Source organism: Streptomyces sp. NBC_01669 (assembly GCF_026339735.1).
Lineage (GTDB): Bacteria > Actinomycetota > Actinomycetes > Streptomycetales > Streptomycetaceae > Streptomyces > Streptomyces yanii.
Window position 1 is genome coordinate 7,039,068 of record NZ_JAPEQG010000001.1, and the last position, 26,218, is coordinate 7,065,285.

Sequence of the window (26,218 nt, forward strand, 5' to 3'; positions counted from 1 at the left end):
GTGCCCCCTTCCGAGGGCGTGACAAGTCAGTTCCATCCTAGGGCGGTGCTCCCGGGCCGCACCGGCCCGGGAGCACCGCCCAGCCACGCATCCGGCAGCCGGCGGTCAGCCGACGTAGGCGCCGCTCGCCGTCAGCCTCAGCGCCGTGTCGATCAGCGGCACATGGCTGAACGCCTGCGGGAAGTTCCCCACCTGCCGCTGCAGCCGCGGATCCCACTCCTCCGCGAGCAGCCCCAGGTCGTTGCGGAGCGAGAGCAGCCGTTCGAAGAGCTGGCGTGCCTCGTCGACCCGTCCGATCATCGCCAGGTCGTCGGCCAGCCAGAACGAGCACGCCAGGAACGCGCCCTCGTCGCCCTCGAGACCGTCGACGCCCGCGTCCTCGCCCTTGGTGGGGTAGCGCAGCACGAAGCCGTCCTCGGTGGACAGCTCGCGCTGGATCGCCTCGATCGTGCCGATGACCCGCTTGTCGTCCGGCGGCAGGAAGCCCATCTGCGGGATCAGCAGCAGCGAAGCGTCGAGTTCCCTCGACCCGTAGGACTGGGTGAAGGTGTTGCGTTCCTTGTCGTAGCCGTTTTCGCAGACATCGCGGTGGATGTCGTCGCGCAGCTCCCGCCACCGCTCCAGGGGGCCGTCGATGTCGCCGGACTCGATCAGCTTGATGGTGCGGTCGACGGCGACCCAGGCCATGACCTTGGAGTGGACGAAGTGACGGCGCGGCCCGCGCACCTCCCAGATGCCCTCGTCCGGTTCGTCCCAGTGGTTCTCCAGGTACGAGATCAGCTTGAGCTGGAGCCCCGTCGCGTAGTCGTTGCGGGTCAGACCCGTCATGTGGGCGAGGTGCAGCGCCTCGATGACCTCGCCGTACACATCGAGCTGCAGCTGGCCCGCCGCGCCGTTGCCGACCCGGACCGGGCCTGAGTTCTCGTAACCGGGCAGCCAGTCCAGCTCGGCCTCGCCCAGCTCGCGCTCGCCCGCGATGCCGTACATGATCTGCAGGTTCTCCGGGTCACCCGCGACGGCCCGCAGCAGCCACTCGCGCCAGGCACGGGCCTCCTCGCGGTAGCCGGTGCGCAGCAGCGAGGAGAGGGTGATCGCCGCGTCGCGCAGCCAGGTGTAGCGATAGTCCCAGTTCCGCGAGCCGCCGATGTCCTCCGGCAGGGAGGTGGTCGGGGCGGCGACGATGCCGCCGGTCGGCGCGTACGTCAGCGCCTTCAGGGTGATCAGGGAGCGGACCACCGCCTCCCGGTAGGGGCCGTGGTACGTGCACTGCTCGACCCACTCGCGCCAGAAGTCCTCCGTCGCCTCCAGCGATCCCTCGGGGTCCGGCAGCCCGGGCGGCTCGTGGTGCGAGGGCTGCCAGCTGATGGTGAAGGCGATCCGGTCCCCGGGTGCGACGGTGAAGTCGGAGTACGTCGTCAGGTTCTCGCCGTACGTGTCGGCGGGTGTGTCCAGCCAGACGGAGTCCGGGCCGGCGACCGCGACCGTACGGCCGTCGACCTTGTGCACCCAGGGGATGACCCGCCCGTAGCTGAATCGCATGCGCAGCTCGGAGCGCATCGGCACCCGGCCGCTGATCCCTTCCACGATCCGGATCAGTTGCGGTGCGCCGTCACGAGGGGGCATGAAATCGGTCACGCGGACCGTGCCGCGCGGCGTGTCCCACTCCGACTCCAGGATGAGGGAGTCCCCGCGGTAGCGCCGCCGGTCCGCCGCCGGTGGCTCCGCCCCGGTCGGGTACGCGGGGCCCAGGCGCCAGAAGCCGTGCTCCTCGGTACCCAACAGTCCCGCGAAGATGGCATGCGAGTCGAAGCGGGGCAGGCACAGCCAGTCCGCTGTGCCGTCCCGGCAGACCAGGGCAGCGGTCTGCATGTCTCCGATGAGTGCGTAATCCTCGATGCGCCCGGCCACGTGCATCTCCAGTCGAACGGCCATGTCGCCCCGTGGGGCGCTTACTGCGGGTAAAGAGGTCGTTGCAAGGGGTCGTTGTGGTGAGCCGAGGGCTCCAATGACTCGCCCGGGGCGAGTGTCCGAGCAGGATACGACGCACGTCCATGATCCGCGCGACGGTCCCGGCAACACGTCTGCGCCGAACGGGTGGGGCGTGAACACGGTGCGGTGATTCTGTGCGTCGAGTGTGTCGGGTGTGGCCGGAAGCGGGCTCCCCCGGTCGCTGATACCCTGGTAGCCCGTGGACCGGTGGTCGTCAGCAACAGCGGACGAGGCCCCCGAACCGCAGCGACGGCACCTCCGAATCTCCGGATGGCAACGCCGATACGCACCTCAAGATCCGCGACCACGGGAGCCCCCTTTGGCTATGCAGCCCACATCCACGACGACCAAGCACATCTTCGTCACCGGGGGTGTCGCCTCATCCCTCGGCAAGGGTCTGACTGCCTCCAGCCTGGGTGCCCTGCTCAAGGCACGGGGCCTTCGGGTCACCATGCAGAAGCTCGACCCCTACCTGAACGTCGACCCGGGCACGATGAACCCGTTCCAGCACGGTGAGGTGTTCGTCACCAACGACGGCGCCGAGACCGACCTGGACATCGGCCACTACGAGCGCTTCCTCGACGTCGACCTCGACGGCTCCGCCAACGTCACGACCGGCCAGGTGTACTCGCAGGTCATCGCCAAGGAGCGGCGCGGCGAGTACCTCGGTGACACCGTGCAGGTCATCCCGCACATCACCAACGAGATCAAGCACCGCATCCGCCGCATGGCCACCGACGACGTCGACGTCGTCATCACCGAGGTCGGCGGCACGGTCGGCGACATCGAGTCGCTGCCGTTCCTGGAGACGGTCCGCCAGGTCCGTCACGAGGTCGGCCGGGACAACGTCTTCGTCGTGCACATCTCGCTGCTGCCGTACATCGGCCCGTCCGGCGAGCTCAAGACCAAGCCCACCCAGCACTCCGTCGCGGCGCTGCGCAACATCGGTATCCAGCCGGACGCCATCGTGCTGCGTGCCGACCGTGACGTACCGACCGCCATCAAGCGCAAGATCTCGCTGATGTGCGACGTCGACGAAGCCGCTGTGGTGGCCTGTGTGGACGCCAAGTCGATCTACGACATCCCCAAGGTGCTGCACACCGAGGGTCTGGACGCGTACGTGGTGCGCAAGCTCGACCTGCCGTTCCGCGATGTCGACTGGACCACCTGGGACGACCTGCTGGACCGCGTCCACAACCCCGACCACGAGGTCACCGTCGCGCTCGTCGGCAAGTACATCGACCTGCCCGACGCGTACCTCTCCGTCACCGAGGCCATCCGGGCCGGCGGCTTCGCGAACAAGGCCCGGGTCAAGGTCAAGTGGGTCGCCTCCGACGACTGCAAGACCCCGGCCGGTGCCGCCAAGCAGCTCTCCGACGTCGACGCGATCTGCGTCCCCGGCGGCTTCGGCGACCGCGGTGTCAACGGCAAGATCGGCGCCATTCAGTACGCCCGTGAGAACAAGGTGCCGCTGCTCGGCCTCTGCCTCGGCCTGCAGTGCATCGTGATCGAGGCGGCGCGCAACCTCGCCGAGATCCCCGACGCCAACTCCACCGAGTTCGACGCCGCCACCTCGCACCCCGTCATCTCGACGATGGAGGAGCAGCTCGCCTACGTCGAGGGCGCGGGCGACCTGGGCGGCACCATGCGGCTCGGCCTGTACCCGGCGAAGCTCGCGGAGGGCTCGCTGGTCCGTGAGGCGTACGACGACCAGCCGTACGTGGAGGAGCGTCACCGCCACCGCTACGAGGTCAACAACGCCTACCGCGCCGAGCTGGAGAAGAAGGCCGGTCTGGTCTTCTCAGGCACCTCGCCGGACAACAAGCTCGTCGAGTACGTCGAGTACCCGCGCGAGATCCACCCCTACCTGGTCGCCACCCAGGCGCACCCGGAGCTCCGTTCCCGCCCGACCCGCCCGCACCCGCTCTTCGCGGGCCTGGTGAAGGCGGCCGTCGAGCGCAAGACGGGCGCCGGGGCAGACAGCAAGCAGGGCGCCACGTCGGGCAAGTAGTCCGGCGGCAGGCAGGCGTTACCGTTGACCGGGGTACGGATCGATCGAGGATCCGTACCCCGGTTTCTGTTTTTTGTGGGAGGACGTAGATGGTTATCCAGGACACGCCCGAGGAGTGGCAGGTCACTGCGACCGAGACCCCCTTCACGGGCAACAAGACCAGCGTCCGCACCGATGACGTGGTGATGCCCGACGGCGCGGTCGTCCGCCGCGACTACCAGGTCCACCCCGGGTCGGTCGCCGTGCTCGCACTCGACGACGCGGGCCGGGTCCTCGTCCTGCGGCAGTACCGGCACCCCGTGCGCCACAAGCTCTGGGAGATCCCCGCCGGACTGCTCGACGTCCCCGGTGAGAACCCGCTGCACGCGGCGCAGCGCGAGCTCTACGAGGAGGCGTACGCCAAGGCCGAGGACTGGCGCGTGCTGACCGACGTCTACACCACGCCCGGCGGCTGCGACGAAGCCGTACGGATCTTCCTCGCCCGGAACCTCTCCGAGGCGGACGGCGAGCGTTTCGCGGTCTCCGAGGAGGAGGCCGACATGGAGCTGGCACGGGTGGAGCTGCAGGAGCTCGTACGGGGGGTGCTCGCCGGGGAGCTGCACAACAACTGCCTCGTGGTGGGCGTCCTCGCGCTTGCGGCGGTGCTCGCCGGTGACGGGATCGATTCGTTGCGGCAGGCCGAGGCGCCGTGGCCGGCCCGGCCGTTCGAGGTCTGACGGTCCGCCTCCATTCGGGACGCCGATAAGTCTTCCGATCGGACGAGCAGCTGATCCGATCGGGGGACGCCCCCGCCACGCTCCACCCTGAGGGCGCATACGCCTGAACTACGCTCGGAATGCCCTGGCCGGAGTCCCGGCGGGCAACGCGTGCAGCGAAGTGGAGCGTGGCCCGTGACGGATCAGGCGGTGGACACCAGCGGCCCGGCGACGGCAGCGGGTACCGAGGAGCCGTCCGGCGCCGCACCACCCCGATTCTTCGGCCGCGAACGCGAGTTGAAGGAACTGAGGGCCGATATCGAACGGGCCGGGCTGGACACCCTGGCCGGCCGCAAGACCGCCCGTGCCCGGGTCCTGCTGATCGCCGGACGCCCCGGCTCCGGACGCACCGCACTCGCCGAGGAACTCACCCGCGGGCTCATGGAGTCCGGCGACTACCCCGACGGGCTGCTCCGGGTCCGGCTCACCGAACCCGGCGGCGTCCCTGTTCCCACCGAGCGCACGGCACGCGAGCTCCTCGACCAACTGGACGTCACCGGCCCGCCCGGCGCGGACGGTGACGAACTGTCCGAGATGGTCCGCGAGGCCCTCGCCGCACGGAGCGTCCTGCTGCTGCTCGACGACGCGGCCGACGCCGAGCAGGTCGACCCGCTGCTGCCGGACAACCCGGACTGCCTCGTCGTCGCCACCGCGCAGGGCCCGCTGACCGGCATTCCCGGCGTCCGGCCCTGCACCGTCGGCGGCCTCGACGCGGGCTCCGCCGTCCAGTTGCTGGCCCGCGACATCGGCCAGGTCAGGATCACCGTCGACCCGCGGACCGCCGAGACCCTCGCCGAGGAGTGCGGCGGGCAGCCGGCCGCCCTCGTCATGATCGGCGGCTGGCTCGCCACCCATCCGATGGCATCGGTCGCCGACGTCACCAAGCAGCTGCACGAGCTGCCGGACGACGACGAGCAGTCCACCGGTGCCCGCCCGCTGGCCCGTGCCTTCCGGCTGGTCCACGAGTCCCTGCCGCCGCCCGCCGCCCGGATACTGCGCCTGCTCGCGCTCGCCCCTGGCGGACTCGCCGACGCCCACACCGCCTCCGCGCTGGCCGGCTGCTCGGTCTCGGCCGCCCAGACGACCCTCGACGACTTCGTCCGGCTGGGCCTGCTGCGGACCGATGGTGCGGAGCTGTCGCAGTACGAGGTGCCCGGCTGCCTCGTCCCGCTGCTGCGCGCCCTGCTGGCGGACCGGGACCGGCCGGCCGAGATCCAGCTGGCCCGGGCCCGGATGCTGGAGCGGACCGTACGGCAGCTGCAGTCCTGCCGGGCGGTCACGGAGCCGGAGGGCTCCCCGGCCCGCAAGAAGCTCGCCGGGCTGCCGCGCTCGCTGCGCTTCCCGCATCCCGAAGCGGCCGCCGCCTGGCTGCGGATCCACCGGCCCGCTCTGCTGGCTTCCGCCCGGATCGCCGTCGAGGACGGTGAACTCGACACCCTGGCACGGCGGTTGGTGGCCGCGCTGGTGCGGGCGATGGCCGCGCACCAGGGCACCGAGGCCGCCGCACCCGATCTGTACGGGCTGCACGGACTGGTCCTGGCCGTCGCCGAGCGGCGCGAGCTGCCCCGTGAGCAGGCTGCCGCGCTGCTCAATCTCGCCGATCTGGATGCCAGGACCGGGCGCACGAAGGAGGCGCTGGCCCGATACCGGGCCGCGCTGGACGCCGGACGGGCGGCGAAGGATCCGTACGCGACCGGCAGGGCGATGGAATCCGTAGGCGGCGCCTATGCCGAGCTGGGGGACTTCCACCGGGCCTCCGACTGGTTCGGCCGGGCGCTCGCCCAGCGGCTCACCCAGGGCGAGCGCGCCGACGAGGCGCGGTTGTACGGGCGGCTCGGCGCCGTCCACACCTATGCCGGGCGGTACGGCGAGGCGCTGCGGAACTGGCGGGCCGCGGCGGCCGGATACCGCAGGCTCGGTGACCTGCCCGCCCAGGCGCGGGCGCTCAGTGAGGCCGCGAGGGTGCAGGAGTACGCGGGGCGGCCGCAGGAGTCGCTGCAGACCTGCCAGGAGGCCGTGGAGTGGGCGCGGCGGGCCAAGGACGTACGCCTGCAGGCGGCGCTGGAGCTCCGGCTGGCCGACACCCTCGAACGGCTCGGAGACCCCGCTGCGGCCCGGCTGCACCGTGGAATGGCGGACAGACTGCTGGGAGAGAAGGGCCCTACCTACGAAATCCGCAGTGCGTCGGCAGAAAATTAATGCTTTGTAAGGCTAGACAGCGGGAAGCCCTTCATTAGACTGGCTCTGCCGCGGACCTCCGTGGTGTCTCCATTTACACTAAGTGTGTCCGGGTATGTACCGCCATGCCCGAGTAACCCTCTGAGTCAAGGACCGTGATCGACGTGAAGGTCGGCATCCCCCGCGAAGTCAAGAACAACGAGTTCCGCGTGGCCATCACGCCCGCCGGTGTGCATGAGCTCGTCCGCAACGGCCACCAGGTCGTCGTCGAGCAGAACGCCGGCGCCGGGTCCTCGATCACGGACGAGGAGTACGCCGCCGCCGGGGCGCAGATCCTGCCCACCGCCGACGAGGTCTGGGCCACCGCCGACCTGCTGCTGAAGGTCAAGGAGCCGGTCGCCGAGGAGTACCACCGCCTCCGCAAGGACCAGACGCTCTTCACCTACCTGCACCTCGCCGCCTCCCGCGAGTGCACGGACGCGCTGCTGGAGTCCGGCACCACTGCCATCGCGTACGAGACCGTCGAGACCGCGAACCGCGCACTCCCGCTGCTCGCCCCGATGTCCGAGGTTGCGGGCCGCCTGGCCCCCCAGGTCGGCGCCTACCACCTGATGCGCTCGGTCGGCGGCCGCGGTGTGCTGCCGGGCGGCGTCCCGGGCACGGCCCCCGGTGAGGCCGTCGTCATCGGTGGCGGCGTCTCCGGCTGGAACGCCACGCAGATCGCCGTCGGTCTCGGCTTCCATGTCACGCTGCTCGACAAGGACATCAACAAGCTGCGTGAGGCCGACAAGGTCTTCGGCACCAAGGTCAAGACCGTCGTCTCCAACGCCTTCGAGCTGGAGAAGGCCGTCGTCGAGGCGGACCTCGTCATCGGCGCCGTGCTGATCCCCGGCGCGAAGGCCCCGAAGCTGGTCACCAACGAGCTCGTCGCCAAGATGAAGCCCGGAAGTGTACTTGTCGACATTGCAATCGATCAGGGTGGTTGCTTCGAGGACTCGCACCCGACGACGCACGCCGACCCGACCTTCACGGTCCACAACTCGGTCTTCTACTGCGTCGCCAACATGCCCGGCGCGGTGCCGAACACCTCCACGTACGCGCTCACCAACGCGACGCTGCCGTACATCCTGGAGCTCGCCAACCGCGGCTGGGTCGAGGCGCTGCGCCGCGACGCCGCGCTCGCCAAGGGCCTCAACACCCATGAGGGCCAGGTCGTTTACCGCGAGGTGGCGGAGGCGCACGGCCTGGAGCACGTCGAGCTGAGCACGCTTCTCGGCTGACGAGTCAACACATCCCGTCAACCCTGCACGTCCGGCCGGACCTTGCCGAGCAAGGTCCGGCCGGACGTGTGTCGGCCCCCGCGAGGCCCTTGTCCAACTCGCGTCGAACGTAACCTTTTACCCGTTTCGTACGGTTGTGAAATGTGCGCCGGAGTGACTGCACACCCTTGACAGGGGGGTGTTCGATTGCCGACACATCGGGCCGGGTCCGGCGGATTGTGTTGCTGCGAACCGGTGACACGCCATAGAGTCGCCAATCGTCGGCATGGTGTCACGCTGACCTATCGATAAGTTTCCTGGTCACGTCCAAGGAGGTAAGACGACTTGTGAATGAGTCGACATTTACTCCCGGGGGTGTTCAACCAGGGATGCCTGCACGGGGCCAGAGCCCGATCGGGCTGGAGGCTGTCGGCTCCGTCGCTGTCCGCACCTTCGCCACCCACCAGTACATGACGACAGCCCCCCAGATGATGGACGGCCTAAACGTGAACGCCATGGCCGGCAACGAGAGTGGCCGAGAGACCGCCCACTTCGCCGACTTCGACGAGGTGCCCCAGGGGCACTTCTACGACCCCGACGCCGAGTACGAGCCCGATCCGGAGTACGCGGCCACCCTCGCGCCCGACGCTGCCCGCCAGCGCCGCGAGCGGATCGGCCCGACCGGCCGGCCCCTGCCCTACTTCCCGATCCCGGGTCCGCTGACCGACCACGGTCCCGCGAAGATCATCGCGATGTGCAACCAGAAGGGCGGCGTCGGCAAGACCACGTCGACCATCAACCTGGGTGCCGCACTCGCGGAGTACGGACGCCGTGTCCTGCTCGTCGACTTCGACCCGCAGGGCGCCCTGTCCGTCGGTCTCGGCGTCAACCCGATGGAGCTCGACCTCACGGTCTACAACCTGCTCATGGAGCGGGGCATGTCGGCCGACGATGTCCTCCTGAAGACCGCCGTGCCCAACATGGACCTCCTGCCGAGCAACATCGACCTGTCGGCTGCCGAAGTGCAGCTGGTCAGCGAGGTGGCCCGGGAGTCCACGCTGCAGCGCGCCCTGAAGCCGCTGATGGCCGACTATGACTACATCGTGATCGACTGTCAGCCCTCGCTGGGCCTGCTCACCGTGAACGCCCTGACGGCCGCTCACAAGGTGATAGTGCCGCTCGAGTGCGAGTTCTTCGCGCTGCGCGGCGTGGCGCTGCTCACCGAGACCATCGAGAAGGTCCAGGAGCGGCTCAACCCGGAGCTGGAGCTCGACGGCATCCTTGCGACCATGTACGACTCCCGTACGGTGCACAGCCGCGAGGTGCTCGCGCGGGTCGTCGAGGCCTTCGACGAGCACGTCTACCACACGGTGATCGGGCGCACGGTGCGATTCCCGGAGACCACGGTCGCCGGTGAGCCCATCACCACGTACGCCTCCAACTCGGTCGGTGCCGCCGCCTATCGCCAGCTCGCCAGGGAGGTGCTCGCCCGGTGTCACGCCGAGTGAGTCTGCCCGGGGCCGACGAACTGTTCCGTACCACCGGGGGGATGGGGCTGCAGTCCTCGTCCCCCGCGGACCGGCGGCGCAAGGCGAACGGCGAGGCGCGGGTGCCGGCTCCGGCCGGTGAGAACGAGACTGCGGCGGACAGCTCCGGAGCGACCGGGGGAGCGGCCGAGGCCGGCGCCGTACCCTCCCAGGAGGAGCACGCGTCGGCGGACGCCGACGCGGGGGATTCCCGCAGCCGCGGCGACGACAGCGACCGGGTGGCCGTGGCCGCGCAGGCGGCCCGCCGCCCCTCGACCTCCTCCCCTTCCGCCGCCGCGCAGCAGGAGGCCGTTCCGGCCGTCCAGCAGCAGCGCAGGCGCGGAGGCGGGCGCGGCGCGAACCGGCGGCCGAGCGGCCGGGAACGCCACGACGAGAAGATCACCGTCTATGTCTCCGCCGAGGAACTGATGGACCTCGAGCACGCGCGTCTCGTGCTGCGCGGTGAGCACGGGCTCGCCGTCGACCGCGGTCGGATCGTCCGTGAGGCGGTCGCGGTGGTCCTCGCGGACCTGGAGGCGCGGGGCGACGCGAGCATCCTCGTACGGCGGCTGCGCGGCCGCTGACCGGCGGGGCGCCGGTAGCCTGCCCGGAGAGCCGCGCTGCTCGGCGGGCGGACCGTACCGTAGCGGTCACCGCCGCCCGGTGGTCAGGTCCGTCCTGAACGGGCTGCCGCCCGCCGCCCGTATCCCGCCGCACCCTGGACCTCCATGCCGACGAACGACGAGCCCGCCCGCACGCCTCGGCGCCCCCTGGGGCGCGGTCCGGGGGGCCGGCCTGCGCAGGGTGCGGAGGAGCCGTCGGCGACCGGGGGGCCGGGGGAGGCCGATGCCCCGGTCGTGCCGCCTGCCGCGCCTCTCCCCGTCGCCGGGACCACGGAGTCCTCGGTGGTCACATATGGCGACGTGAGGTCGGCGCACGGCGACGGGGCGACCGCGGCGGACGGGCACGGCACCGCGTCCGCGGATGCCGGCGGCCCCGCTGCCGCCACAGAACCCGCGGAGCTCGCAGAGCCCGTGGAGCCCGAAGAGCCCGTGGTGTCCGAAGAGCCCGCAGAGCTGGAGCTGCCGGATTCCGCTGGGCCCACGGACCTCGCTGAACCCGCGGGCGACGGGCGGTTCACCGTTCGGCTCGCCAACTTCGAGGGGCCGTTCGATCTTCTTCTGCAGCTCATCTCCAAGCACAGGCTCGATGTGACCGAAGTCGCTCTCTCCAAGGTCACGGATGAGTTCATGGCCCACATCCGGGCCATGGGACCGGACTGGGATCTCGACCAGACCACCGAGTTCCTCGTCGTCGCCGCGACCCTGCTCGATCTGAAGGCGGCCCGTCTGCTGCCCGCCGCCGAGGTCGAGGACGAGGCGGATCTCGCGTTGCTCGAAGCGCGCGACCTGCTCTTCGCGCGGCTCCTGCAGTACCGCGCGTACAAACGCATCGCGGAGATCTTCAGCGCCCGGCTGGAGTCCGAGGGGCGGCGTTTTCCGCGGACCGTCGGGCTGGAGCCGCACCATGCCGAGCTGCTGCCCGAGGTGGTGATCAGCATCGGCGCCGAGGGGTTCGCCAGGCTCGCCGTGAAGGCGATGCAGCCCAAGCCCAAGCCGCAGGTGTATGTCGATCACATCCACGCCCCGCTGGTCAGTGTGCGGGAGCAGGCCGAGATCGTGGTGGCGCGGCTGCGGGAGGCGGGGGAGATCAGTTTCCGGCAGCTCACCGAGGACGCCGCGGACACCCTCACCGTCGTCGCCCGGTTCCTCGCGCTGCTGGAGCTGTACCGGGAGAAGGCCGTCACCCTCGACCAGGAGGAGGCGCTCGGCGAGCTCATGGTGCGCTGGGCCGGGGGAGCGGATGCCGCACCGAGGGTGACGGACGAGTTCGACCAGGACGTACAGGAGGACGCAGAGGCATGAGTGAGCGCAGCGAGCAGGCCGGCATCGGCGCCACCGTCGCGGATCTCGATCTCAAGCCCGCCCTGGAGGCGGTCCTGATGGTCGTCGACGAGCCCGCCACCGAGGAACACCTGGCCAAGGTGTTGCAGCGGCCCCGGCGGGCCGTCGCCGATGCGCTGCGGGAGCTGGCCGACGAGTACACCGTGCAGCGCCGCGGTTTCGATCTCCGGCTGGTCGCGGGCGGCTGGCGCTTCTACACGCGCCCGGAGTACGCGGAGGCCGTCGAGGGCTTCGTGCTGGACGGCCAGCAGGCCCGGCTCACCCAGGCGGCTCTGGAGACCCTGGCAGTGGTCGCGTACCGGCAGCCGGTCAGCCGCTCACGCGTCTCCGCGGTGCGTGGTGTGAACTGTGACGGCGTGATGCGGACCCTCCTGCAGAGGGGCCTGGTCGAGGAAGCGGGCGCGGAACCCGAAACAGGTGCGATCCTGTACAGGACGACGAACTACTTTCTGGAGCGGATGGGCCTGCGCGGCCTGGATGAGCTCCCGGAGCTCGCGCCCTTTCTCCCCGAGGCGGACGCGATCGAGGCTGAGACGCTAGAGGGTGTGCCGTCGTTCGATCCGGACGCACCGGACACCCCGGATACTCACGCAGACGACAAGACGGAATTTTGATGCGAAGCAGTGGCAGGAACAGCGGAAGCGGCAGCGGCAAGAGCGGCGGCAACCGGAACCCCCGGGGTGGCGGCGCCGGGCGTGACGACCGGCAGGACCAGCGTCCCCGCCGGCCCCGGCCCGAGGAGCGCCGCTACGACGTGGGCGGCACGACCGGTGCCGGCGAGAAGAGCGGCGACGGCCCCCGCAAGGGCCGCGGGGCCGCGGCGCGCGGTGGCGCCAAGGGCGGGCCGAAGACCGCGCAGGGCGGCGGCAGGAGCGGCGGCCCGCGGCGTGGACCGCAGGGCGCCCCGTCCCGTCCGCGCGAGCTCGACGCCAAGATCGAGCAGCGCAACCGGGACAGGTACGCGAACAAGCCCGACATCAAGACGCCCAAGACATTTCCGGGCGCCGAGCAGGAGGGTGAGCGCCTGCAGAAGGTCCTCGCCCGAGCCGGCATGGGCTCGCGCCGCGCGTGCGAGGAGCTGATCGAGCAGTCCCGTGTCGAGGTCAACGGGCAGATCGTCGTCGAGCAGGGCATGCGCGTCGATGTGCACAAGGACGAGATCAAGGTCGACGGTCTGACCGTCGCCGCCCAGTCGTATCTCTTCTTCGCGCTGAACAAGCCCGCCGGTGTCGTCTCCTCGATGGAGGACCCGGACGGCCGCCAGTGCCTCGGCGACTACGTCACCAACCGTGAGACGCGTCTCTTCCACGTCGGCCGGCTGGACACCGAGACCGAGGGCATCATCCTGCTCACCAACCACGGCGAGCTGGCCCACCGTCTCACCCACCCCAAGTACGGCGTGAAGAAGACCTATCTGGCAGCCATCCAGGGACCGCTCCCGCGCGAGCTGGGCAAGCGCCTCAAGGACGGCATCCAGCTGGAGGACGGGTACGCCCGCGCCGACCACTTCCGGGTCGTCGAGAACACCGGCAAGAACTACCTGGTCGAGGTGACCCTCCACGAGGGCCGCAAGCACATCGTCCGCCGGATGCTGTCCGAGGCGGGCTTCCCGGTCGAGCGGCTCGTACGGACGTCCTTCGGGCCGATCCCGCTGGGCGACCAGAAGTCCGGCTGGCTCCGCCGCCTCACCAACACCGAGGTGGGCATGCTGATGCGGGAGGTCGGTCTCTAGGGCCCCCCTCCGCCCGCGGTTCCGTCCGCTCTCCGGCCCGCGGCCGGTTCCTGTTTTCGATTTTCGAACAGGAATCGGTCGCGGGCCTTTTGCTGCCGCCGTTGCGCCTTTATAGTCAGAGTGACTATTAAGGAGGCGGGTGTGAGTCTCGCGGACATCCTCGATCCCCTGCAGCAACCCCTGGTGACGGTCCTGGACACCCCGGTCAGCTGGACCGAGGTCCTCGGCTTCGGCAGTGGAGCGCTGTGCGTCTGGCTCGTGGCCCGTCAGCACCTCGCCAACTGGCCGATCGGCATCGCCAACAACCTGTTCTTCATCCTGCTGTTCACCCAGTCCGGTCTGTACGCCGACGCCGGCCTGCAGATCGTCTTCATCACCCTTGCCGTGTACGGCTGGTGGACCTGGACCCACGGGGGTGGACCGGGTTCGTCCGCCCTGCCGGTGCGCAGTACCACGCGCACCGAATGGGCCTGGCTGTGCGCGGCAGGGGTGGCGGGGACCCTCGCCCTGACCGTCCTCCTCGACCGGGCCACCGACTCGACCGTGCCGTTCTGGGACGCCCTGACGACCACGCTGTCGCTGGCGGCGACGTACGGGCAGTGCCGGAAGCTGGTCGAGTCGTGGTGGCTGTGGATCGCCGCCGACGTGGTGTACATCCCGCTCTACGCGTACAAGGAGCTCTATCTGACCTCCCTGCTGTACGTCGGGTTCCTGACGCTGTGTCTGGTCGGACTGCGCAACTGGAAACTTGATCTCACCGTGCGACAGCGGGAGTTGGCGGAGGTGGCCCGATGAAGCGGTTCGCGCATGGGCTCGTGCTCGGCAAGTTCTATCCGCCGCACGCCGGCCATCACCACCTCGTCCGCACCGCCCAGGACCGCTGCGAGCGGCTGACCGTCCTGGTCTGCGCGGCCTCCGTCGAGTCCGTCCCGCTCGCCGATCGCGTCGCCTGGATGCGGGAGGTGCATCCGGACGTACGGGTCGTCGGCGCCGTCGACGACACCCGGATGGATCTCCACGACCCGGCGATCTGGGACGCCCACATGGCTGTCTTCACCGAGGCCGTCCCGGAACCGGTCGACGCCGTCTTCACCTCGGAGTCGTACGGGGACGAACTGGCCCGCCGCTTCGGTGCCGAATCCGTCTGCGTCGACCCCGACCGCACGGTCTTCCCGGTCTCCGGCACGGCCGTCCGGAAGGATCCGGTGGGCTGCTGGGACTTCCTCGAGCCGCCCGTACGGGCCGCGCTCACCCGCCGGATCGTCGTCCTCGGTGCCGAGTCCACCGGAACCACCACGATGGCGCGCGCCCTCGCCGACCACTACCGGCGGCGCGGCGGCGTCTGGGCACAGACCCGGTACGTCGCCGAGTACGGGCGGGAGTTCAGCGAACAGAAGCTGGCCGCACTGCGCGCCCGGTGGCCCCAGGCGCAGTGGGAGGACGTCGCCTTCACCACCGACGACTTCCCGCTGATCGCCGAGGCGCAGAACGCCAAGGAGGAGGCCGCCGCCCGGACCGGGTCCCCGGTGCTCATCTGCGACACCGACTCCTTCGCCACCACCGTCTGGCACGAGCGGTACGTCGGCGGCCGCAACCCGCTCGTCGAGGAGACCGCCGACCGGGTCGGCCACCACCTGTGGCTGCTCACCGACCACGACGGCGTCGCCTTCGAGGACGACGGACTGCGCGACGGCGAGGAGCTGAGGCCCTGGATGACCGACCGGTTCCGGGCCGAACTCACCCGCACCGGAAGGACGTTCGTCGAGCTGACCGGGACGCATGAGAAGCGCCTGGAGGCCGCGCTCACCGCTGTCGACGCCCTGCTCGCCGCAGGCTGGAACTTCGCCGCACCCCTCCCGGAGCAACGATGAGCACCGCCCCGGAGGGCTACGACCCGCATGCCTTCGAGCCGTTCGCCGTCACCGTCGACCTCGCGGTCTTCACGGTCCGCGGCGGACGGCTGCACGTCCTGCTCGTCGAACGCGGCGAGGACCCGTACAAGGGTCACTGGGCGCTGCCCGGCGGCTTCGTCCTGCCCCGTGAGTCCGCCGAGTCCGCCGCCCGCCGGGAGCTCGCGGAGGAGACCGGGCTGACCGAGTCCACCGTCTCCGCCCTCCACCTGGAACAGCTGCGCACCTACAGCGATCCGGACCGCGACCCCAGGATGCGGGTCGTCTCCGTCGCGTACGCCGCGCTCGTCCCCGACCTGCCGGAGCCGCGCGGCGGCGGGGACGCGGCCAACGCCCGCTGGTGGGACGCCGGAGCACTCGGCGCGCTCGCCTTCGACCACGACCGCATCCTCGCCGACGCACACGACAGGATCGGCGCCAAACTCGAATACACATGTCTTGCCACCGCCTTCTGCCCGGCCGAGTTCACCCTGGGCGAGCTCCAACAGGTGTACGAGACCGTCTGGGGCGTCGAGCTCGACCGACCCAACTTCCGGCGCAAGGTCCTCACCACGCCCGGCTTCGTCCAGGCCGTGGAGGGATCACCGCGCCGCACCGGCGGGCGGGGGAAACCGGCCGCCCTGTACCGGGCGGGTGCCGCCACCGCCCTGCACCCTCCACTGCTGCGACCGGAAGGAAGAAGCACATGATCGTGACGAGGACCATCACCAAAGGCGCTGCCACCGGTGCGCTGACCGGGCTCGCGCTCGGTGACGCGCTGGGCTTCCCGACCGAATTCAACAACGTCCCCTCAATCCTCGCCAAGTGCGGGCCGTGGCGGCAGATGCGGCTGCCGCGTCCCGCGATCGTCTCCGACGACACCCAGATGACGCTGGCCCTCGCGCGGGGCATCCGCACCGCCATGGACCGGGGACTGCTCACCGCGCTGCGGCTGACCCGGCCGGTACGCGAAGAATTCGTCGAGTGGTACCACTCACCGGACAACAACCGCGCCCCCGGCCGCACCTGCATGACCGCCTGCCGGCTGCTCGACAGCGACCGGCTCTGGCAGGAGGCCAGCCAGACCGGTTCCAAGGGCTGCGGCGCCAATATGCGGGTGGCGCCCGTCGGACTCGTACCCGGGCTGAGCGAGGAACAGCGCTCCGGCGCGGCGCAGTTGCAGGCCGCCCTCACGCACGGACATCCCACGGCGCTCGCCGCCTCCGACCTGATGGCGCGCGCGGTGTACCTGCTGGCGCAGGGCGCGGACCCGGCGGGGCTGATCGGGCAGCTGCGCTCGTACGCGTACGAGAACAGCAACCGTTACCTCTCGCGCTGGCTCGGCGACCTGTGGCGGTACGCGGGCGACGACTCCGGCGAGAGCTACATCCGGCGCGGCTGGGACGAGTGCCTGACCGCACTGGCCCGGGTGCAGGACGCCCTGCGCGACCCGTCACCGGAGGACGACCCGTGCGAGACGACCGGCGACGGCTGGATCGCCGAGGACGCCCTCGCCACGGCCCTGCACTGCTTCCTGCTGTTCCCCGACGAACCGGTCACAGCCCTGCGCCGGGCCGCCTGCACGCGTGGCGACTCCGACTCGATCGGCTGCCTGACCGGGGCGCTGGCCGGGGCACATCTGGGGGCCGCGGCCTGGCCCAAGGAGTGGTCGGAGCGGATCGAGTACCGCAGCGATCTGCTGTCGCTGGGGGCGCTCTGGGACTCTTGATCCATGCGCACGAAGACGATGCACCTGCACGAGGCCGGGCTGCCGGTCACGGACTTCGGCCCGGTACTGGCCGAGGAACCCGGACCGCTGCTGTTCGCCACGGTCTCCGGGGCGCATCTGTACGGGTTTCCGTCCCGGGACTCGGATGTGGACCTGCGGGGGGTCCACCTCCTGCCGACGGAGGATCTCGTCGGGCTGCGCGAGCCGGAGGAGACACGTTCGCGGACGTGGGACCGGGACGGGGTCGAGATGGATCTCGTCACGCACGACCTGCGGAAGTTCGTCCGGCTGATGCTGAAGCCGAACGGATATGTGCTGGAGCAGCTGCTCTCGCCGCTGGTGGTGCACACGAGTGAGCTGCATGCGGAACTGATGGAGCTTGCGCCCCGGGTGGTGACCCGCAACCATGCCCACCACTACCGGGGGTTCGCGAAGTCGCAGTGGCGGCTGTACGAGAGCACTCGTGAACTGAAGCCGCTGCTCTACACGTTCCGGGCGCTGCTGACCGGTATCCATCTGATGCGCAGCGGCGAGGTACGGGCGCACCTGCCGGCCCTGCTGGGGGAGGTGGCGGCGCCGGGGTATCTGCCGGAGCTGATCGCGGCCAAGGCGGAGGCGGAGCACGGGGGCGCCGAGGGTGTGGACGGCGCGGTGGTGTCCGGCGACGTGGGGGCATTGCACCGGGTGCTCGACGAGGCGCAGGAGGAGTCGGGGCTGCCGGAGGCGGCCGGGCGTGCGGCGTTCGACGGGCTGCATCAGCTCGTGGTGCGTGCGCGGCTGACCGGAGGCGGGGCTCTGTCCTCGATCTCCCCCGTGACCTGAAGGCCATGGGGACCCCCTCGACGGGCATGAGGGCGGCTCGTCCGCGAGGTGCTGTCGCAGGGGGGCTGAACCCGCCGGGGACGGTCGGTGGTGACCGGATGCCCCTCCGGGGCATCTTCCCGGGCGACGAACGTTCCGGCGCGACGCAGGGGAGCCCGGGTTCTGCTTCATCTCCCTGCGGGGACTCCCCTGTGCGACCCAGGACCGGCCGTCACGCGGCAGCAGACCGGTGGTGGTTGCGGGCGGGCCCGTTCAGTCGGTGCCGGGTGACAGCGCCGACGTTCGGCGGGTACGAATCAGGAAGTCCTGCACCCGGGCCCGGTCCGGCTCCGGCGGGAGCGGGGAGCCCGTTGCCGCCTCGTCGTTCTCCTCGGCCAGGCGGGTCATCCGGCGTTCGACCTCCGGCCAGGGAACCTCGCCGCGCTTCACCGCGAGCAGTTCCTCCCTGGCCGCGCCCACGTCGACCGTCAGCTCTCCCGTACGCAGCAGATCCCGGCCACTCGCCAGCAGCCGCAGCAGATGCATGGCGTGTTTCCAGCGCGGCGCACCGTAACCACGGACATCCGCCTCCAGCTTCCTGCGCTGGCCCAGCGCGTAGCGGACGAAGGTCCGGTGGGCGAGACGGGACAGGAACGCGTCGCGCAGGGAGAGGAGTTCGCGGCCGACGGGGGTGACCTCTTCCACCAGGGGGGAGTGCAGGCACTCCAGGACATTGGGGTTGGCGATCAGCGCCAGCTCGCAGAAGCGCTCCAGTTCCCAGGAGAACTGCTCCTCCGCCGGGCCCTCGACGTGTGTCGGCGGTTTCTCGAACCGCCAGAAGAGGGGGGTCGGCGCCAGAAAGACACCACGCCGGTCGGTGTCACTGTCGTCCGTGGCGAGCCCGAACGCGCGTGAGCCCATCACACAGGAGTAGATCGTGTGGTCGCGTACGAGGGTCTCGGCGTCCGGGGTGGTCATGCCGGTGAGCGTACGTGAGGGGCAATGCGTTGCGGGCGGGGAGCCGTGGTGTCGGCATCGGCCGCATGACGGTGATCCGAAAGGCCCGGCGCGCACCCCTCCGGTGAGCGCGACGACCCCACCTTCGTACCGCAGGGACTTCGATCACCTGCCGTCTCCGGCCCGTGTGCGGGCCATTGCGCCGATGTCGCCGACGCCGCGTTGCGCGCGGACGCCCGCGGACTTCCCTGACGTGACCGTCCCGGCGGGGGCTTCGGCTCGCGCCGGGACGGCCGGTGTCATACGAGCCGGATGGTGTCACCGGTGACGGTGATCCGTTCGACGGGCAGCGGGCCCGGCGCGGGACCGGCCACGACCGCCGCGTCCGTGATGCGGTACCTGCTGCCGTGGCAGGGACAGTTGATGGTGCCGTCACTGACCGAGTCGACGGTGCACCCCGCATGGGCGCAGATGGCGGAGAAGCCCTTGAACTCGCCCTTCTTGGGCTGGGTCACCACCACCTTCTGCTCCTGGAAGATCGTGCCGCCGCCGACGGGGATGTCCGAGGTCTTGGCGAGAACCGTGCCGCCGGCGTTGGAACCTTTCGGCGCCGTGGGGCTTGCCGTGGTACTCGGGGTGACGCCCGGTGAGGTCTTCGGTGCGGATGCTGTGCTGCCTCCGTCTTCGGACGAGCCGCAAGCGGTCACCAGCCCGGCGGCGCCCGCCGCGGCTGCCGTGAGGACCGTCCTTCGTCGTGCGTCCATGGCTTGCTCCCTCTGTGGTGGCCGCGACCGGGTGAGCCGTCTGCTCCCGGCATGGGCATCGTGACCCCGCGGACGCCGAGGGCCTAGCAACCTGGCGGCAGACTCGCCCGAGTGGCAGAAGCACCGTTCTGGCCGAAATTGTCGATATTCCATCCCTCCCGAAGGGCAGAACCATGGCAGGAAAGGACCTCAGCAGCCTGCTGGGCGGCTTGCTGGGCGGCGGGAGCCGGAGCGGGGGTGCCGACGGGCGCCGGGAACATCCTCGGAGCGCTGCTGGGCGCGCTGGGCGATGACAAGGGCGGCGCGGGCGGTGGCAACGCACTCGAGGGCCTGATCGGGATGCTCACCAGGTCCGGCCTCCTCGACCAGCCCCGGTCCTGGGTCGGCACCGGTGAGCTGTTGCACGAGGAGCTGCGGCAGCGCAGCATCGGCGAACTCCACCGCCGCCGCCCGCCCGGGACCGGCGGACGCTGCTCGCCGTGCATGCCACCGCCGCGTCCCGATGACCGCCGTGTCTCACGGACAGAGCACCTCGGTCGTCTGCCGCCCCGCCCCTCTAGGCTGAAAACGCGCAGGTTGGCACCGAGCAGGTGCGACCACCCTGCAGCGGCACGAAGAACAACGGCACGAAGAAGTGAGGAGCCAGACGTGGCGGTACGAGCGGTCCGTGGGGCTGTCCAGCTGGACCGGGACGAGGCCGGACACATGGACGAGCGGGTCAGCGGCCTGCTCACCGCCATCCTGGAGCGCAACAGCCTCGTCGCGGACGACCTGATCAGCATCTGGTTCACGGCCACCCCCGATCTGCACAGCGACTTCCCGGCCGCCGCCGCACGCGGCATCGGCATCGTCGACGTACCGCTGATCTGCGCCCAGGAGCTGGACGTGGAAGGGGCGATGCCCCGCGTGGTGCGCATCCTCGCCCATGTCGAGACGTACCTCTCCAAGTCCGAGATTGCGCACGTCTACCTCGGCGCCACCGCCTCCCTCCGCAAGGACATCGCCCAGTGAGAACCGCCGTCGTCATCGGAACCGGCCTGGTCGGCACCTCCGCAGCCCTCGCCCTCGCCGGGCGCGGCGTCCACGTCCACCTCCTCGACCACGACCCGGCGTCCGCCCGCACCGCGGCCGCACTCGGCGCCGGTACGGACGAGGCGCCCGAGGGCCGCGTCGACCTGGCGGTCATCGCCGTACCGCCCGCCCATGTGGCCTCGGTGCTCGCCACCGCCATGCGGGACGACATCGCCCGCGGCTACCTCGACGTCGCCAGCGTCAAGGGCGGCCCCCGCCGCGAGCTGGAAGCCCTCGGCGTCGACCTCACGCCGTACATCGGTACGCACCCGATGGCCGGCAAGGAGCGTTCGGGCCCCCTCGCCGCCACCGCCGACCTCTTCGAGGGGCGCCCCTGGGTCCTCACCCCGACCCGCGACACCGACACCGAGGTCCTCAACCTCGCCCTGGAACTGGTCGCGCTCTGCCGCGCCGTTCCGGTCGTCATGGACGCCGACGCCCACGACCGGGCCGTCGCCCTCGTCTCCCACACCCCGCAGCTGATCTCGTCGATGGTCGCCGCCCGCCTGGAGGAGGCCGACGAGACGGCCGTCCGCCTCTGCGGCCAGGGCATCAGGGACGTGACCCGGATCGCCGCATCCGACCCCCGGATGTGGGTGGAGATCCTCTCCGCCAACCCCGGACCGGTCGCCGATGTGCTCGCCGGGGTCGCCGCCGATCTCGACGAGACGGTACGGGCCCTGCGCAGCCTCCAGACCGGCGACGCCGACAAGCGCCGCGAAGGCACCGACTCCATCGAGGACGTGCTGCGGCGCGGCAACGCGGGCCGCGTCAGGGTGCCCGGGAAGCACGGGGCGGCCCCGGCGTCGTACGAGATCGTGGCCGTGCTCATCAGCGACCAGCCGGGCGAACTGGCCAGGATCTTCGCGGACGCGGGCCGGGCCGGGATCAACGTCGAGGACGTCCGCATCGAGCACGCCACCGGGCAGCAGGCGGGTCTGGTGCAGCTGATGGTCGAGCCGAGTGCGGCCCCCGCACTGGTCACGGCGCTGCGCGAGCGGGGCTGGTCGATTCGCCAGTAGGTGGCGTCCCGCGCATCACGGCCGGACGCCCCCGGGTCCGCCGTGGCCAGGTCCGGGGCAGTTGTCCACAGGGTGCAAAGGCCCGTCCAGACACTCGGTAACCTTGAGCGGGGCGGGTTCGCGCGTCCCCGTCCCGCCCACCCCGAGTACCAGGAAGGTGTCCACCACCGTGGAAACCGCAAGCGCCGCCGCCCGGACGGCCCCGGCCGCAGTGATCGTTGCCATAGACGGCCCGTCCGGCACCGGTAAGTCGAGCACGTCGAAGGCCGTCGCCGCCCAGCTCGGCCTGAGCTACCTGGACACCGGCGCCCAGTACCGGGCAATCACCTGGTGGATGCTGAACAACGGCATCGACGTGCAGAACGCCGAGGAGGTCGCGACCGCCGCGGACAAGCCGGTCATCGTCTCGGGCACGGACCCGGCCGCCCCGACGATCACGGTCGACGGCGAGGACGCCGCGGGCCCGATCCGTACGCCGGAGGTCACCTCCAGGGTCAGCGCCGTCAGCGCGGTCCCCGAGGTGCGGGCACGGATCACCGAGCTGCAGCGATCCATCGCCGCGGGCGCCGAGGTCGGCATCGTCGTCGAGGGCCGTGACATCGGCACGACCGTTCTGCCCGACGCCGACCTCAAGATCTTCCTGACCGCCTCCCCGGAGGCCCGCGCGGCCCGCCGCAGCGGAGAGCTCAAGGGCTCCGATCTCGCCACCACCAAGGAGGCGCTGATCAAGCGGGACACTGCGGACTCCAGCCGGAAGACCTCGCCGCTCGCCAAGGCGGACGACGCGGTCGAGGTGGACACCACCGAGCTGACCCTGCAGCAGGTCATCGAGTGCGTCGTCACCCTCGTCGAGGAGAAGCGGGCCGCGGAGTGACCCCTGCCACGGGCACGCCCACGCTGCGTGGAGCGGCGGTCGGGCGCGGGATCGGCATCGGGCTGATGTACGGGCTGTGGAAGCCCCGCGTCCTCGGTGCGTGGCGGGTACCCGCCTCCGGACCCGTCATACTCGCGGTGAACCACTCCCACAACATCGACGGGCCGATGCTGATGGGCACCGCGCCCCGGCCCGTGCACTTCCTGATCAAGAAAGAGGCGTTCGTCGGCCCCCTCGACCCGTTCCTGCGCGGAATCGGTCAGCTGAGGGTGGACCGTACGAGCGCCGACCGCACCGCCATCACGCACGCCCTCGGCGTCCTGCAGAACGGCGGGGTGCTGGGGATCTTTCCCGAGGGCACCAGGGGTGAAGGAGACTTCGCCTCGCTGCGGGCCGGACTCGCGTACTTCGCGGTACGCAGCGGGGCGCCGATCGTCCCCGTGGCCGTCCTGGGAAGCACCGAGCGCCGCGGGCGGTTGATATCGGCACTGCCGCCGTTGCGCAGCCGGGTCGATGTCGTCTTCGGCGACGCCTTCGAAACCGGTGACGGGAGTGGCCGGCGCACCCGGAAGGCGCTGGACGAGGCGACGGTACGGATCCAGGAGCGGCTGACCTCGCACCTGGACAGGGCCAGGCACTTCACCGGGCGCTAAGTAAGACTTGAGTAGTGGGCCGCGTGGTCGTGGTCCATCGATGATGATGCAAAGAGGAACGGACTTCATGAACGACCAGATTCACTCCGGCGGCTCGGACCACGAGCACGGAGCGCTTGGCGACGCCGAGTACGCGGAGTTCATGGAGCTCGCCGCGCAGGAGGGTTTCGACGTCGAGGACGTCGAGGGCGCGATCGACGAGGCCGGTCACGGACCGCTGCCCGTCCTCGCGGTCGTCGGCCGCCCCAATGTCGGCAAGTCGACCCTGGTGAACCGGATCATCGGCCGCCGCGAGGCGGTCGTCGAGGACAAGCCGGGAGTCACCCGGGACCGGGTCAGCTACGAGGCCGAATGGGCCGGCCGCCGCTTCAAGGTGGTCGACACCGGCGGCTGGGAGCAGGACGTACTGGGCATCGACGCCTCCGTCGCCGCCCAGGCCGAGTACGCGATCGAGGCGTCCGACGCGGTCGTCTTCGTCGTCGACTCGACCGTCGGCGCGACCGACACCGACGAGGCCGTCGTCAAGCTGCTGCGCCGGGCCGGGAAGCCTGTCGTCCTGTGCGCCAACAAGGTCGACGGCCAGAGCGGCGAGGCCGACGCCACCGCGCTGTGGTCGCTCGGTCTCGGTGAGCCGCACCCGGTCTCCTCGCTGCACGGCCGCGGCACCGGCGATCTGCTCGACGCCGTCCTCGAAGCACTGCCCGAGGCTCCGGCCCAGCGCTTCGGCACCGCCCTCGGCGGACCGCGCCGCATCGCCCTCATCGGCCGTCCGAACGTCGGCAAGTCCTCGCTGCTGAACAAGGTGGCGAACGAGGACCGGGTCGTCGTCAACGAAATGGCCGGCACCACCCGTGACCCGGTCGACGAGCTGATCGAGCTCGGCGGCATCACCTGGAAGTTCATCGACACGGCCGGCATCCGCCGCCGCGTCCACCTCCAGGAGGGCGCGGACTACTACGCCTCGCTGCGCACCGCGGCCGCTGTCGAGAAGGCCGAGGTCGCCGTCGTCCTGATCGACGCCAGCGAGTCCATCAGCGTGCAGGACCAGCGCATCATCACCATGGCCGTGGAGGCCGGGCGTGCGATGGTGATCGCGTACAACAAGTGGGACACCCTCGACGAGGAGCGCCGCTACTACCTGGAGCGCGAGATCGAGACGGAGCTCGCGCAGGTCGCGTGGGCACCGCGGGTCAATGTCTCGGCTGTCACCGGCCGGCACATGGAGAAGCTGGTCCCGGCGATCGAGACCGCGCTCGAAGGCTGGGAGACGCGTGTTCCCACCGGCCGGCTGAACGCCTTCCTCGGCGAGATCGTCGCCGCCCACCCGCACCCGGTCCGTGGCGGAAAGCAGCCCCGCATCCTCTTCGGCACCCAGGCCGGCACCAAGCCGCCGCGCTTCGTGCTCTTCGCCTCCGGCTTCCTGGAGCACGGTTACCGCCGCTTCGTCGAGCGCCGACTGCGCGAGGAGTTCGGCTTCGACGGCACCCCGATCCACATCTCGGTGCGGGTCCGCGAGAAGCGCGGCCGCAAGAAGTGACGCCCGGCCGCCCCGCTGACTGACCGGCCGATCGACTGTCCGTCCGTGCCGGACATGACGAAGCCCCGCACCGTTCCTGTTGTGAGCGGTGCGGGGCTTCGTCGTACGGTCAGGCTCCCCCGGAGCCCGGTGGCAGCGCCGCCGGGGCGGTGCGCCCGGCGTGACGGCCGACCCGCTGCCAGGAGCCGAGGTTTCCGGTGCGCGGACCCTGACCGGAGGGGCCGGTGGCGCCGCCGGAGTGGCTCGCATGGCCGGAGTGGAGGCTCAGCGGGGTGCGGGCGCCGAACGGACTCGTACCGAAGGCCATGAAGGCCAGATTTTCCTCGCCGCTCCGATCACCTGGCAGCGCCCGGAACGACCGGCGGTACTCGGAGTACAACGCGTCGTAGATCGGGGTGTGGGACTGGCCGCCCGATGGCTCCCGCGACGGGCGCATGGCAGGGATCGGGCTCGGGCGCTGGTGGGAGGGGTCGTATGAGTGCACGTACGTGCCAACGACCCCACCGGCCGTCGGATGCGGGCCCGGCGAAGAAATAGCTGTTCGTTGCGGGTGCGAGGAGCGTACGGACATGATCAGGTCCCGGCCAGCGGCATCGCCGCCGCGACGAGGAGACCGCCGGCCGCGGCCTTCTCCAGTGCATCGCGCAGCAGGTCCTCGCGGGGCTGCTGGCCGATCGATCCGGCCGGGGCGGCGAAGACGAGAACGGTCTGCGATTTGTTGGCCGCGATCCGCCAGCCCTCGGTGACCTGCAGCGGGGCGTGCGCCTGCCACCAGGCGACAGGGGCGCCGCCGCCCGTGCCCGGCTGCAGCACGGCGTGCAGCTGGCCCATGGCGAGCAGGATCGACCAGCCGTGCAGCAGGGCGGGCAGCCTGTCCATCCGGTGGACCGGCTGGAAGCCCTGCTCCAGCAGGAGCTGCACGAACTCGTCGCCTCGGCTGCCGTCCGTACCGGGACGGGCGATCGCGCCTGTCGGTTCGACGACCAGCGCCGGGTGGAGCTCGTCGTCGATCAGGACGAGACCGCTGGTGACGCCGAGGACGGCCTGGCCGGGCATGAGCCCCTCCGGGCCCTCCGGCTCGCTGCCGGTGATGCTGCGCACGGCGCCCTGCAGCTGCTCCTCGGAGACCTGGACGACCTGGGAGGGGATGCAGGTCGCGTGCGCGAAGGCGAGCACGGCGGTCTCGTCGCCGACGAACAGCACCGTGCTGGTGCGCTCCTGCTCGGAATCGCCAGGGGTGCGGCAGGAGGTGCAGTCGTAGCTGCCTGGGGCGTTGTCGCCGACGAGCAACCGATCGGCTTCGGCATCGCCGATCTCGGCGCGTACGTCCTCGCTGACGTCGAGCATGCGCGGCACGGGTGGCTCCTCGAACTCGGTACGTGCGCCGGGCGGTTCCCGGCTCATGAAGAGACAACGGGCGATCCGTGGCCGGGGTCACGCGCGAAAGGGAACGGAATCGAACCGTCCGGCGCAGCGGGTGAATCGAAGCCCCGAAGGGTTTGCTTTC

The 26,218-nt window shown here is 70.6% G+C and carries 25 protein-coding genes; 19 read left to right on the forward strand and 6 right to left on the reverse strand.

Annotation, left to right across the window (positions count from 1 at the left end; all coding sequences use genetic code 11):
* Positions 1-105 precede the first annotated feature (105 nt).
* Positions 106-1,908 (reverse strand): glycoside hydrolase family 15 protein, encoded by a 1,803-nt coding sequence (locus OG972_RS31565; protein WP_266990835.1) that lies wholly within the window; start codon positions 1,906-1,908, stop codon positions 106-108.
* Positions 1,909-2,314: 406 nt separating this feature from the next.
* Between OG972_RS31565 and OG972_RS31570 the strand changes: the two genes are divergently transcribed.
* From OG972_RS31570 to OG972_RS31635, 14 genes are all read left to right on the forward strand, one after another.
* Complete coding sequence (locus OG972_RS31570) at positions 2,315-4,000, forward strand: CTP synthase (protein WP_266987259.1); 1,686 nt, start codon at positions 2,315-2,317, stop codon at positions 3,998-4,000.
* Positions 4,001-4,089: 89 nt separating this feature from the next.
* A complete protein-coding gene (locus OG972_RS31575; RefSeq protein ID WP_266987261.1) occupies positions 4,090-4,716 on the forward strand; it encodes an NUDIX hydrolase in 627 nt (208 codons plus the stop codon).
* A gap of 174 nt (positions 4,717-4,890) precedes the next feature.
* Positions 4,891-6,954: a tetratricopeptide repeat protein gene (locus OG972_RS31580; RefSeq protein WP_266987263.1), complete on the forward strand. Its 2,064-nt coding sequence runs from the start codon at positions 4,891-4,893 to the stop codon at positions 6,952-6,954.
* A 143-nt stretch (positions 6,955-7,097) separates the two neighbouring features.
* Positions 7,098-8,213, forward strand: coding sequence for an alanine dehydrogenase (ald, locus tag OG972_RS31585; RefSeq protein ID WP_266990837.1), 1,116 nt, complete (start codon positions 7,098-7,100; stop codon positions 8,211-8,213).
* Positions 8,214-8,581: 368 nt separating this feature from the next.
* Positions 8,582-9,700, forward strand: a complete 1,119-nt coding sequence (locus OG972_RS31590) for a ParA family protein (protein ID WP_266987265.1) — start codon at positions 8,582-8,584, stop codon at positions 9,698-9,700.
* The gene (locus OG972_RS31595) at positions 9,697-10,302 is read left to right on the forward strand and encodes a hypothetical protein (protein ID WP_266990839.1); all 606 of its coding nucleotides are present in this window, start codon (positions 9,697-9,699) and stop codon (positions 10,300-10,302) included. Before OG972_RS31590 ends, OG972_RS31595 begins: the two co-directional genes overlap by 4 nt.
* A 144-nt stretch (positions 10,303-10,446) precedes the next feature.
* Positions 10,447-11,643 (forward strand): ScpA family protein, encoded by a 1,197-nt coding sequence (locus OG972_RS31600; RefSeq protein ID WP_266987267.1) that lies wholly within the window; start codon positions 10,447-10,449, stop codon positions 11,641-11,643.
* Complete coding sequence (scpB, locus tag OG972_RS31605; protein WP_266987269.1) at positions 11,640-12,296, forward strand: SMC-Scp complex subunit ScpB; 657 nt, start codon at positions 11,640-11,642, stop codon at positions 12,294-12,296. Before OG972_RS31600 ends, scpB begins: the two co-directional genes overlap by 4 nt.
* Complete coding sequence (locus OG972_RS31610) at positions 12,296-13,414, forward strand: pseudouridine synthase (protein ID WP_266987271.1); 1,119 nt, start codon at positions 12,296-12,298, stop codon at positions 13,412-13,414. Before scpB ends, OG972_RS31610 begins: the two co-directional genes overlap by 1 nt.
* A gap of 141 nt (positions 13,415-13,555) precedes the next feature.
* Positions 13,556-14,209, forward strand: coding sequence for a nicotinamide riboside transporter PnuC (gene pnuC / locus OG972_RS31615; protein WP_266987273.1), 654 nt, complete (start codon positions 13,556-13,558; stop codon positions 14,207-14,209).
* Positions 14,206-15,285, forward strand: coding sequence for an AAA family ATPase (locus tag OG972_RS31620; protein ID WP_266987275.1), 1,080 nt, complete (start codon positions 14,206-14,208; stop codon positions 15,283-15,285). Before pnuC ends, OG972_RS31620 begins: the two co-directional genes overlap by 4 nt.
* On the forward strand, positions 15,282-16,013 hold the full coding sequence (locus OG972_RS31625) for an NUDIX domain-containing protein (protein ID WP_266987277.1): 732 nt from the start codon (positions 15,282-15,284) through the stop codon (positions 16,011-16,013). The genes OG972_RS31620 and OG972_RS31625 overlap by 4 nt, the downstream gene beginning before the upstream one ends.
* The gene (locus tag OG972_RS31630; RefSeq protein ID WP_266987279.1) at positions 16,010-17,032 is read left to right on the forward strand and encodes an ADP-ribosylglycohydrolase family protein; all 1,023 of its coding nucleotides are present in this window, start codon (positions 16,010-16,012) and stop codon (positions 17,030-17,032) included. Before OG972_RS31625 ends, OG972_RS31630 begins: the two co-directional genes overlap by 4 nt.
* An 18-nt stretch (positions 17,033-17,050) precedes the next feature.
* Positions 17,051-17,854 (forward strand): nucleotidyltransferase domain-containing protein, encoded by an 804-nt coding sequence (locus tag OG972_RS31635; protein WP_266990841.1) that lies wholly within the window; start codon positions 17,051-17,053, stop codon positions 17,852-17,854.
* Positions 17,855-18,106: 252 nt separating this feature from the next.
* Here OG972_RS31635 and OG972_RS31640 read toward each other — a convergent pair whose 3' ends face one another.
* From OG972_RS31640 to OG972_RS31650, 3 genes are all read right to left on the reverse strand, one after another.
* The gene (locus OG972_RS31640; protein ID WP_266987281.1) at positions 18,107-18,811 is read right to left on the reverse strand and encodes a nucleotidyltransferase domain-containing protein; all 705 of its coding nucleotides are present in this window, start codon (positions 18,809-18,811) and stop codon (positions 18,107-18,109) included.
* A 278-nt stretch (positions 18,812-19,089) separates the two neighbouring features.
* The gene (locus OG972_RS31645) at positions 19,090-19,554 is read right to left on the reverse strand and encodes a Rieske (2Fe-2S) protein (protein WP_266987283.1); all 465 of its coding nucleotides are present in this window, start codon (positions 19,552-19,554) and stop codon (positions 19,090-19,092) included.
* 189 nt (positions 19,555-19,743) lie between these two features.
* On the reverse strand, positions 19,744-19,995 hold the full coding sequence (locus OG972_RS31650) for a hypothetical protein (RefSeq protein ID WP_266987285.1): 252 nt from the start codon (positions 19,993-19,995) through the stop codon (positions 19,744-19,746).
* A 207-nt stretch (positions 19,996-20,202) separates the two neighbouring features.
* Here OG972_RS31650 and aroH point away from each other — a divergent pair, with 207 nt between their 5' ends.
* From aroH to der, 5 genes are all read left to right on the forward strand, one after another.
* Positions 20,203-20,565 carry a chorismate mutase gene (gene aroH / locus OG972_RS31655; RefSeq protein ID WP_266987286.1) on the forward strand — a complete coding sequence of 121 codons (363 nt, stop codon included), beginning with the start codon at positions 20,203-20,205 and terminating at the stop codon, positions 20,563-20,565.
* Complete coding sequence (locus OG972_RS31660) at positions 20,562-21,647, forward strand: prephenate dehydrogenase (RefSeq protein WP_266987287.1); 1,086 nt, start codon at positions 20,562-20,564, stop codon at positions 21,645-21,647. The genes aroH and OG972_RS31660 overlap by 4 nt, the downstream gene beginning before the upstream one ends.
* A 157-nt stretch (positions 21,648-21,804) precedes the next feature.
* Entirely contained in the window at positions 21,805-22,521 is a 717-nt protein-coding gene (gene cmk, locus OG972_RS31665) for a (d)CMP kinase (protein WP_266987288.1), read from the forward strand.
* On the forward strand, positions 22,518-23,174 hold the full coding sequence (locus tag OG972_RS31670) for a 1-acyl-sn-glycerol-3-phosphate acyltransferase (RefSeq protein ID WP_266987289.1): 657 nt from the start codon (positions 22,518-22,520) through the stop codon (positions 23,172-23,174). The genes cmk and OG972_RS31670 overlap by 4 nt, the downstream gene beginning before the upstream one ends.
* Positions 23,175-23,241: 67 nt before the next feature.
* On the forward strand, positions 23,242-24,711 hold the full coding sequence (gene der, locus OG972_RS31675) for a ribosome biogenesis GTPase Der (protein WP_266987296.1): 1,470 nt from the start codon (positions 23,242-23,244) through the stop codon (positions 24,709-24,711).
* A gap of 109 nt (positions 24,712-24,820) precedes the next feature.
* Here der and OG972_RS31680 read toward each other — a convergent pair whose 3' ends face one another.
* Both OG972_RS31680 and OG972_RS31685 read right to left on the reverse strand, forming a co-directional pair.
* Entirely contained in the window at positions 24,821-25,147 is a 327-nt protein-coding gene (locus tag OG972_RS31680; protein ID WP_266987298.1) for a hypothetical protein, read from the reverse strand.
* 137 nt (positions 25,148-25,284) lie between these two features.
* Entirely contained in the window at positions 25,285-26,067 is a 783-nt protein-coding gene (locus OG972_RS31685; protein ID WP_266987300.1) for a hypothetical protein, read from the reverse strand.
* Between the last annotated feature and the right edge of the window lie 151 nt (positions 26,068-26,218).

Coding starts and splice junctions, on each gene's coding strand:
- der (WP_266987296.1), top strand. CDS start 23,242: ATGAACGACCAGATTCACTCCGGCGGCTCGGACCACGAGCACGGAGCG.
- OG972_RS31680 (WP_266987298.1), bottom strand. CDS start 25,147: ATGCGCCCGTCGCGGGAGCCATCGGGCGGCCAGTCCCACACCCCGATC.
- OG972_RS31610 (WP_266987271.1), top strand. CDS start 12,296: ATGCGAAGCAGTGGCAGGAACAGCGGAAGCGGCAGCGGCAAGAGCGGC.
- OG972_RS31575 (WP_266987261.1), top strand. CDS start 4,090: ATGGTTATCCAGGACACGCCCGAGGAGTGGCAGGTCACTGCGACCGAG.
- OG972_RS31570 (WP_266987259.1), top strand. CDS start 2,315: ATGCAGCCCACATCCACGACGACCAAGCACATCTTCGTCACCGGGGGT.
- OG972_RS31640 (WP_266987281.1), bottom strand. CDS start 18,811: ATGACCACCCCGGACGCCGAGACCCTCGTACGCGACCACACGATCTAC.
- OG972_RS31645 (WP_266987283.1), bottom strand. CDS start 19,554: ATGGACGCACGACGAAGGACGGTCCTCACGGCAGCCGCGGCGGGCGCC.
- OG972_RS31600 (WP_266987267.1), top strand. CDS start 10,447: ATGCCGACGAACGACGAGCCCGCCCGCACGCCTCGGCGCCCCCTGGGG.
- OG972_RS31625 (WP_266987277.1), top strand. CDS start 15,282: ATGAGCACCGCCCCGGAGGGCTACGACCCGCATGCCTTCGAGCCGTTC.
- OG972_RS31620 (WP_266987275.1), top strand. CDS start 14,206: ATGAAGCGGTTCGCGCATGGGCTCGTGCTCGGCAAGTTCTATCCGCCG.
- scpB (WP_266987269.1), top strand. CDS start 11,640: ATGAGTGAGCGCAGCGAGCAGGCCGGCATCGGCGCCACCGTCGCGGAT.
- OG972_RS31590 (WP_266987265.1), top strand. CDS start 8,582: ATGCCTGCACGGGGCCAGAGCCCGATCGGGCTGGAGGCTGTCGGCTCC.
- OG972_RS31635 (WP_266990841.1), top strand. CDS start 17,051: ATGCACCTGCACGAGGCCGGGCTGCCGGTCACGGACTTCGGCCCGGTA.
- OG972_RS31630 (WP_266987279.1), top strand. CDS start 16,010: ATGATCGTGACGAGGACCATCACCAAAGGCGCTGCCACCGGTGCGCTG.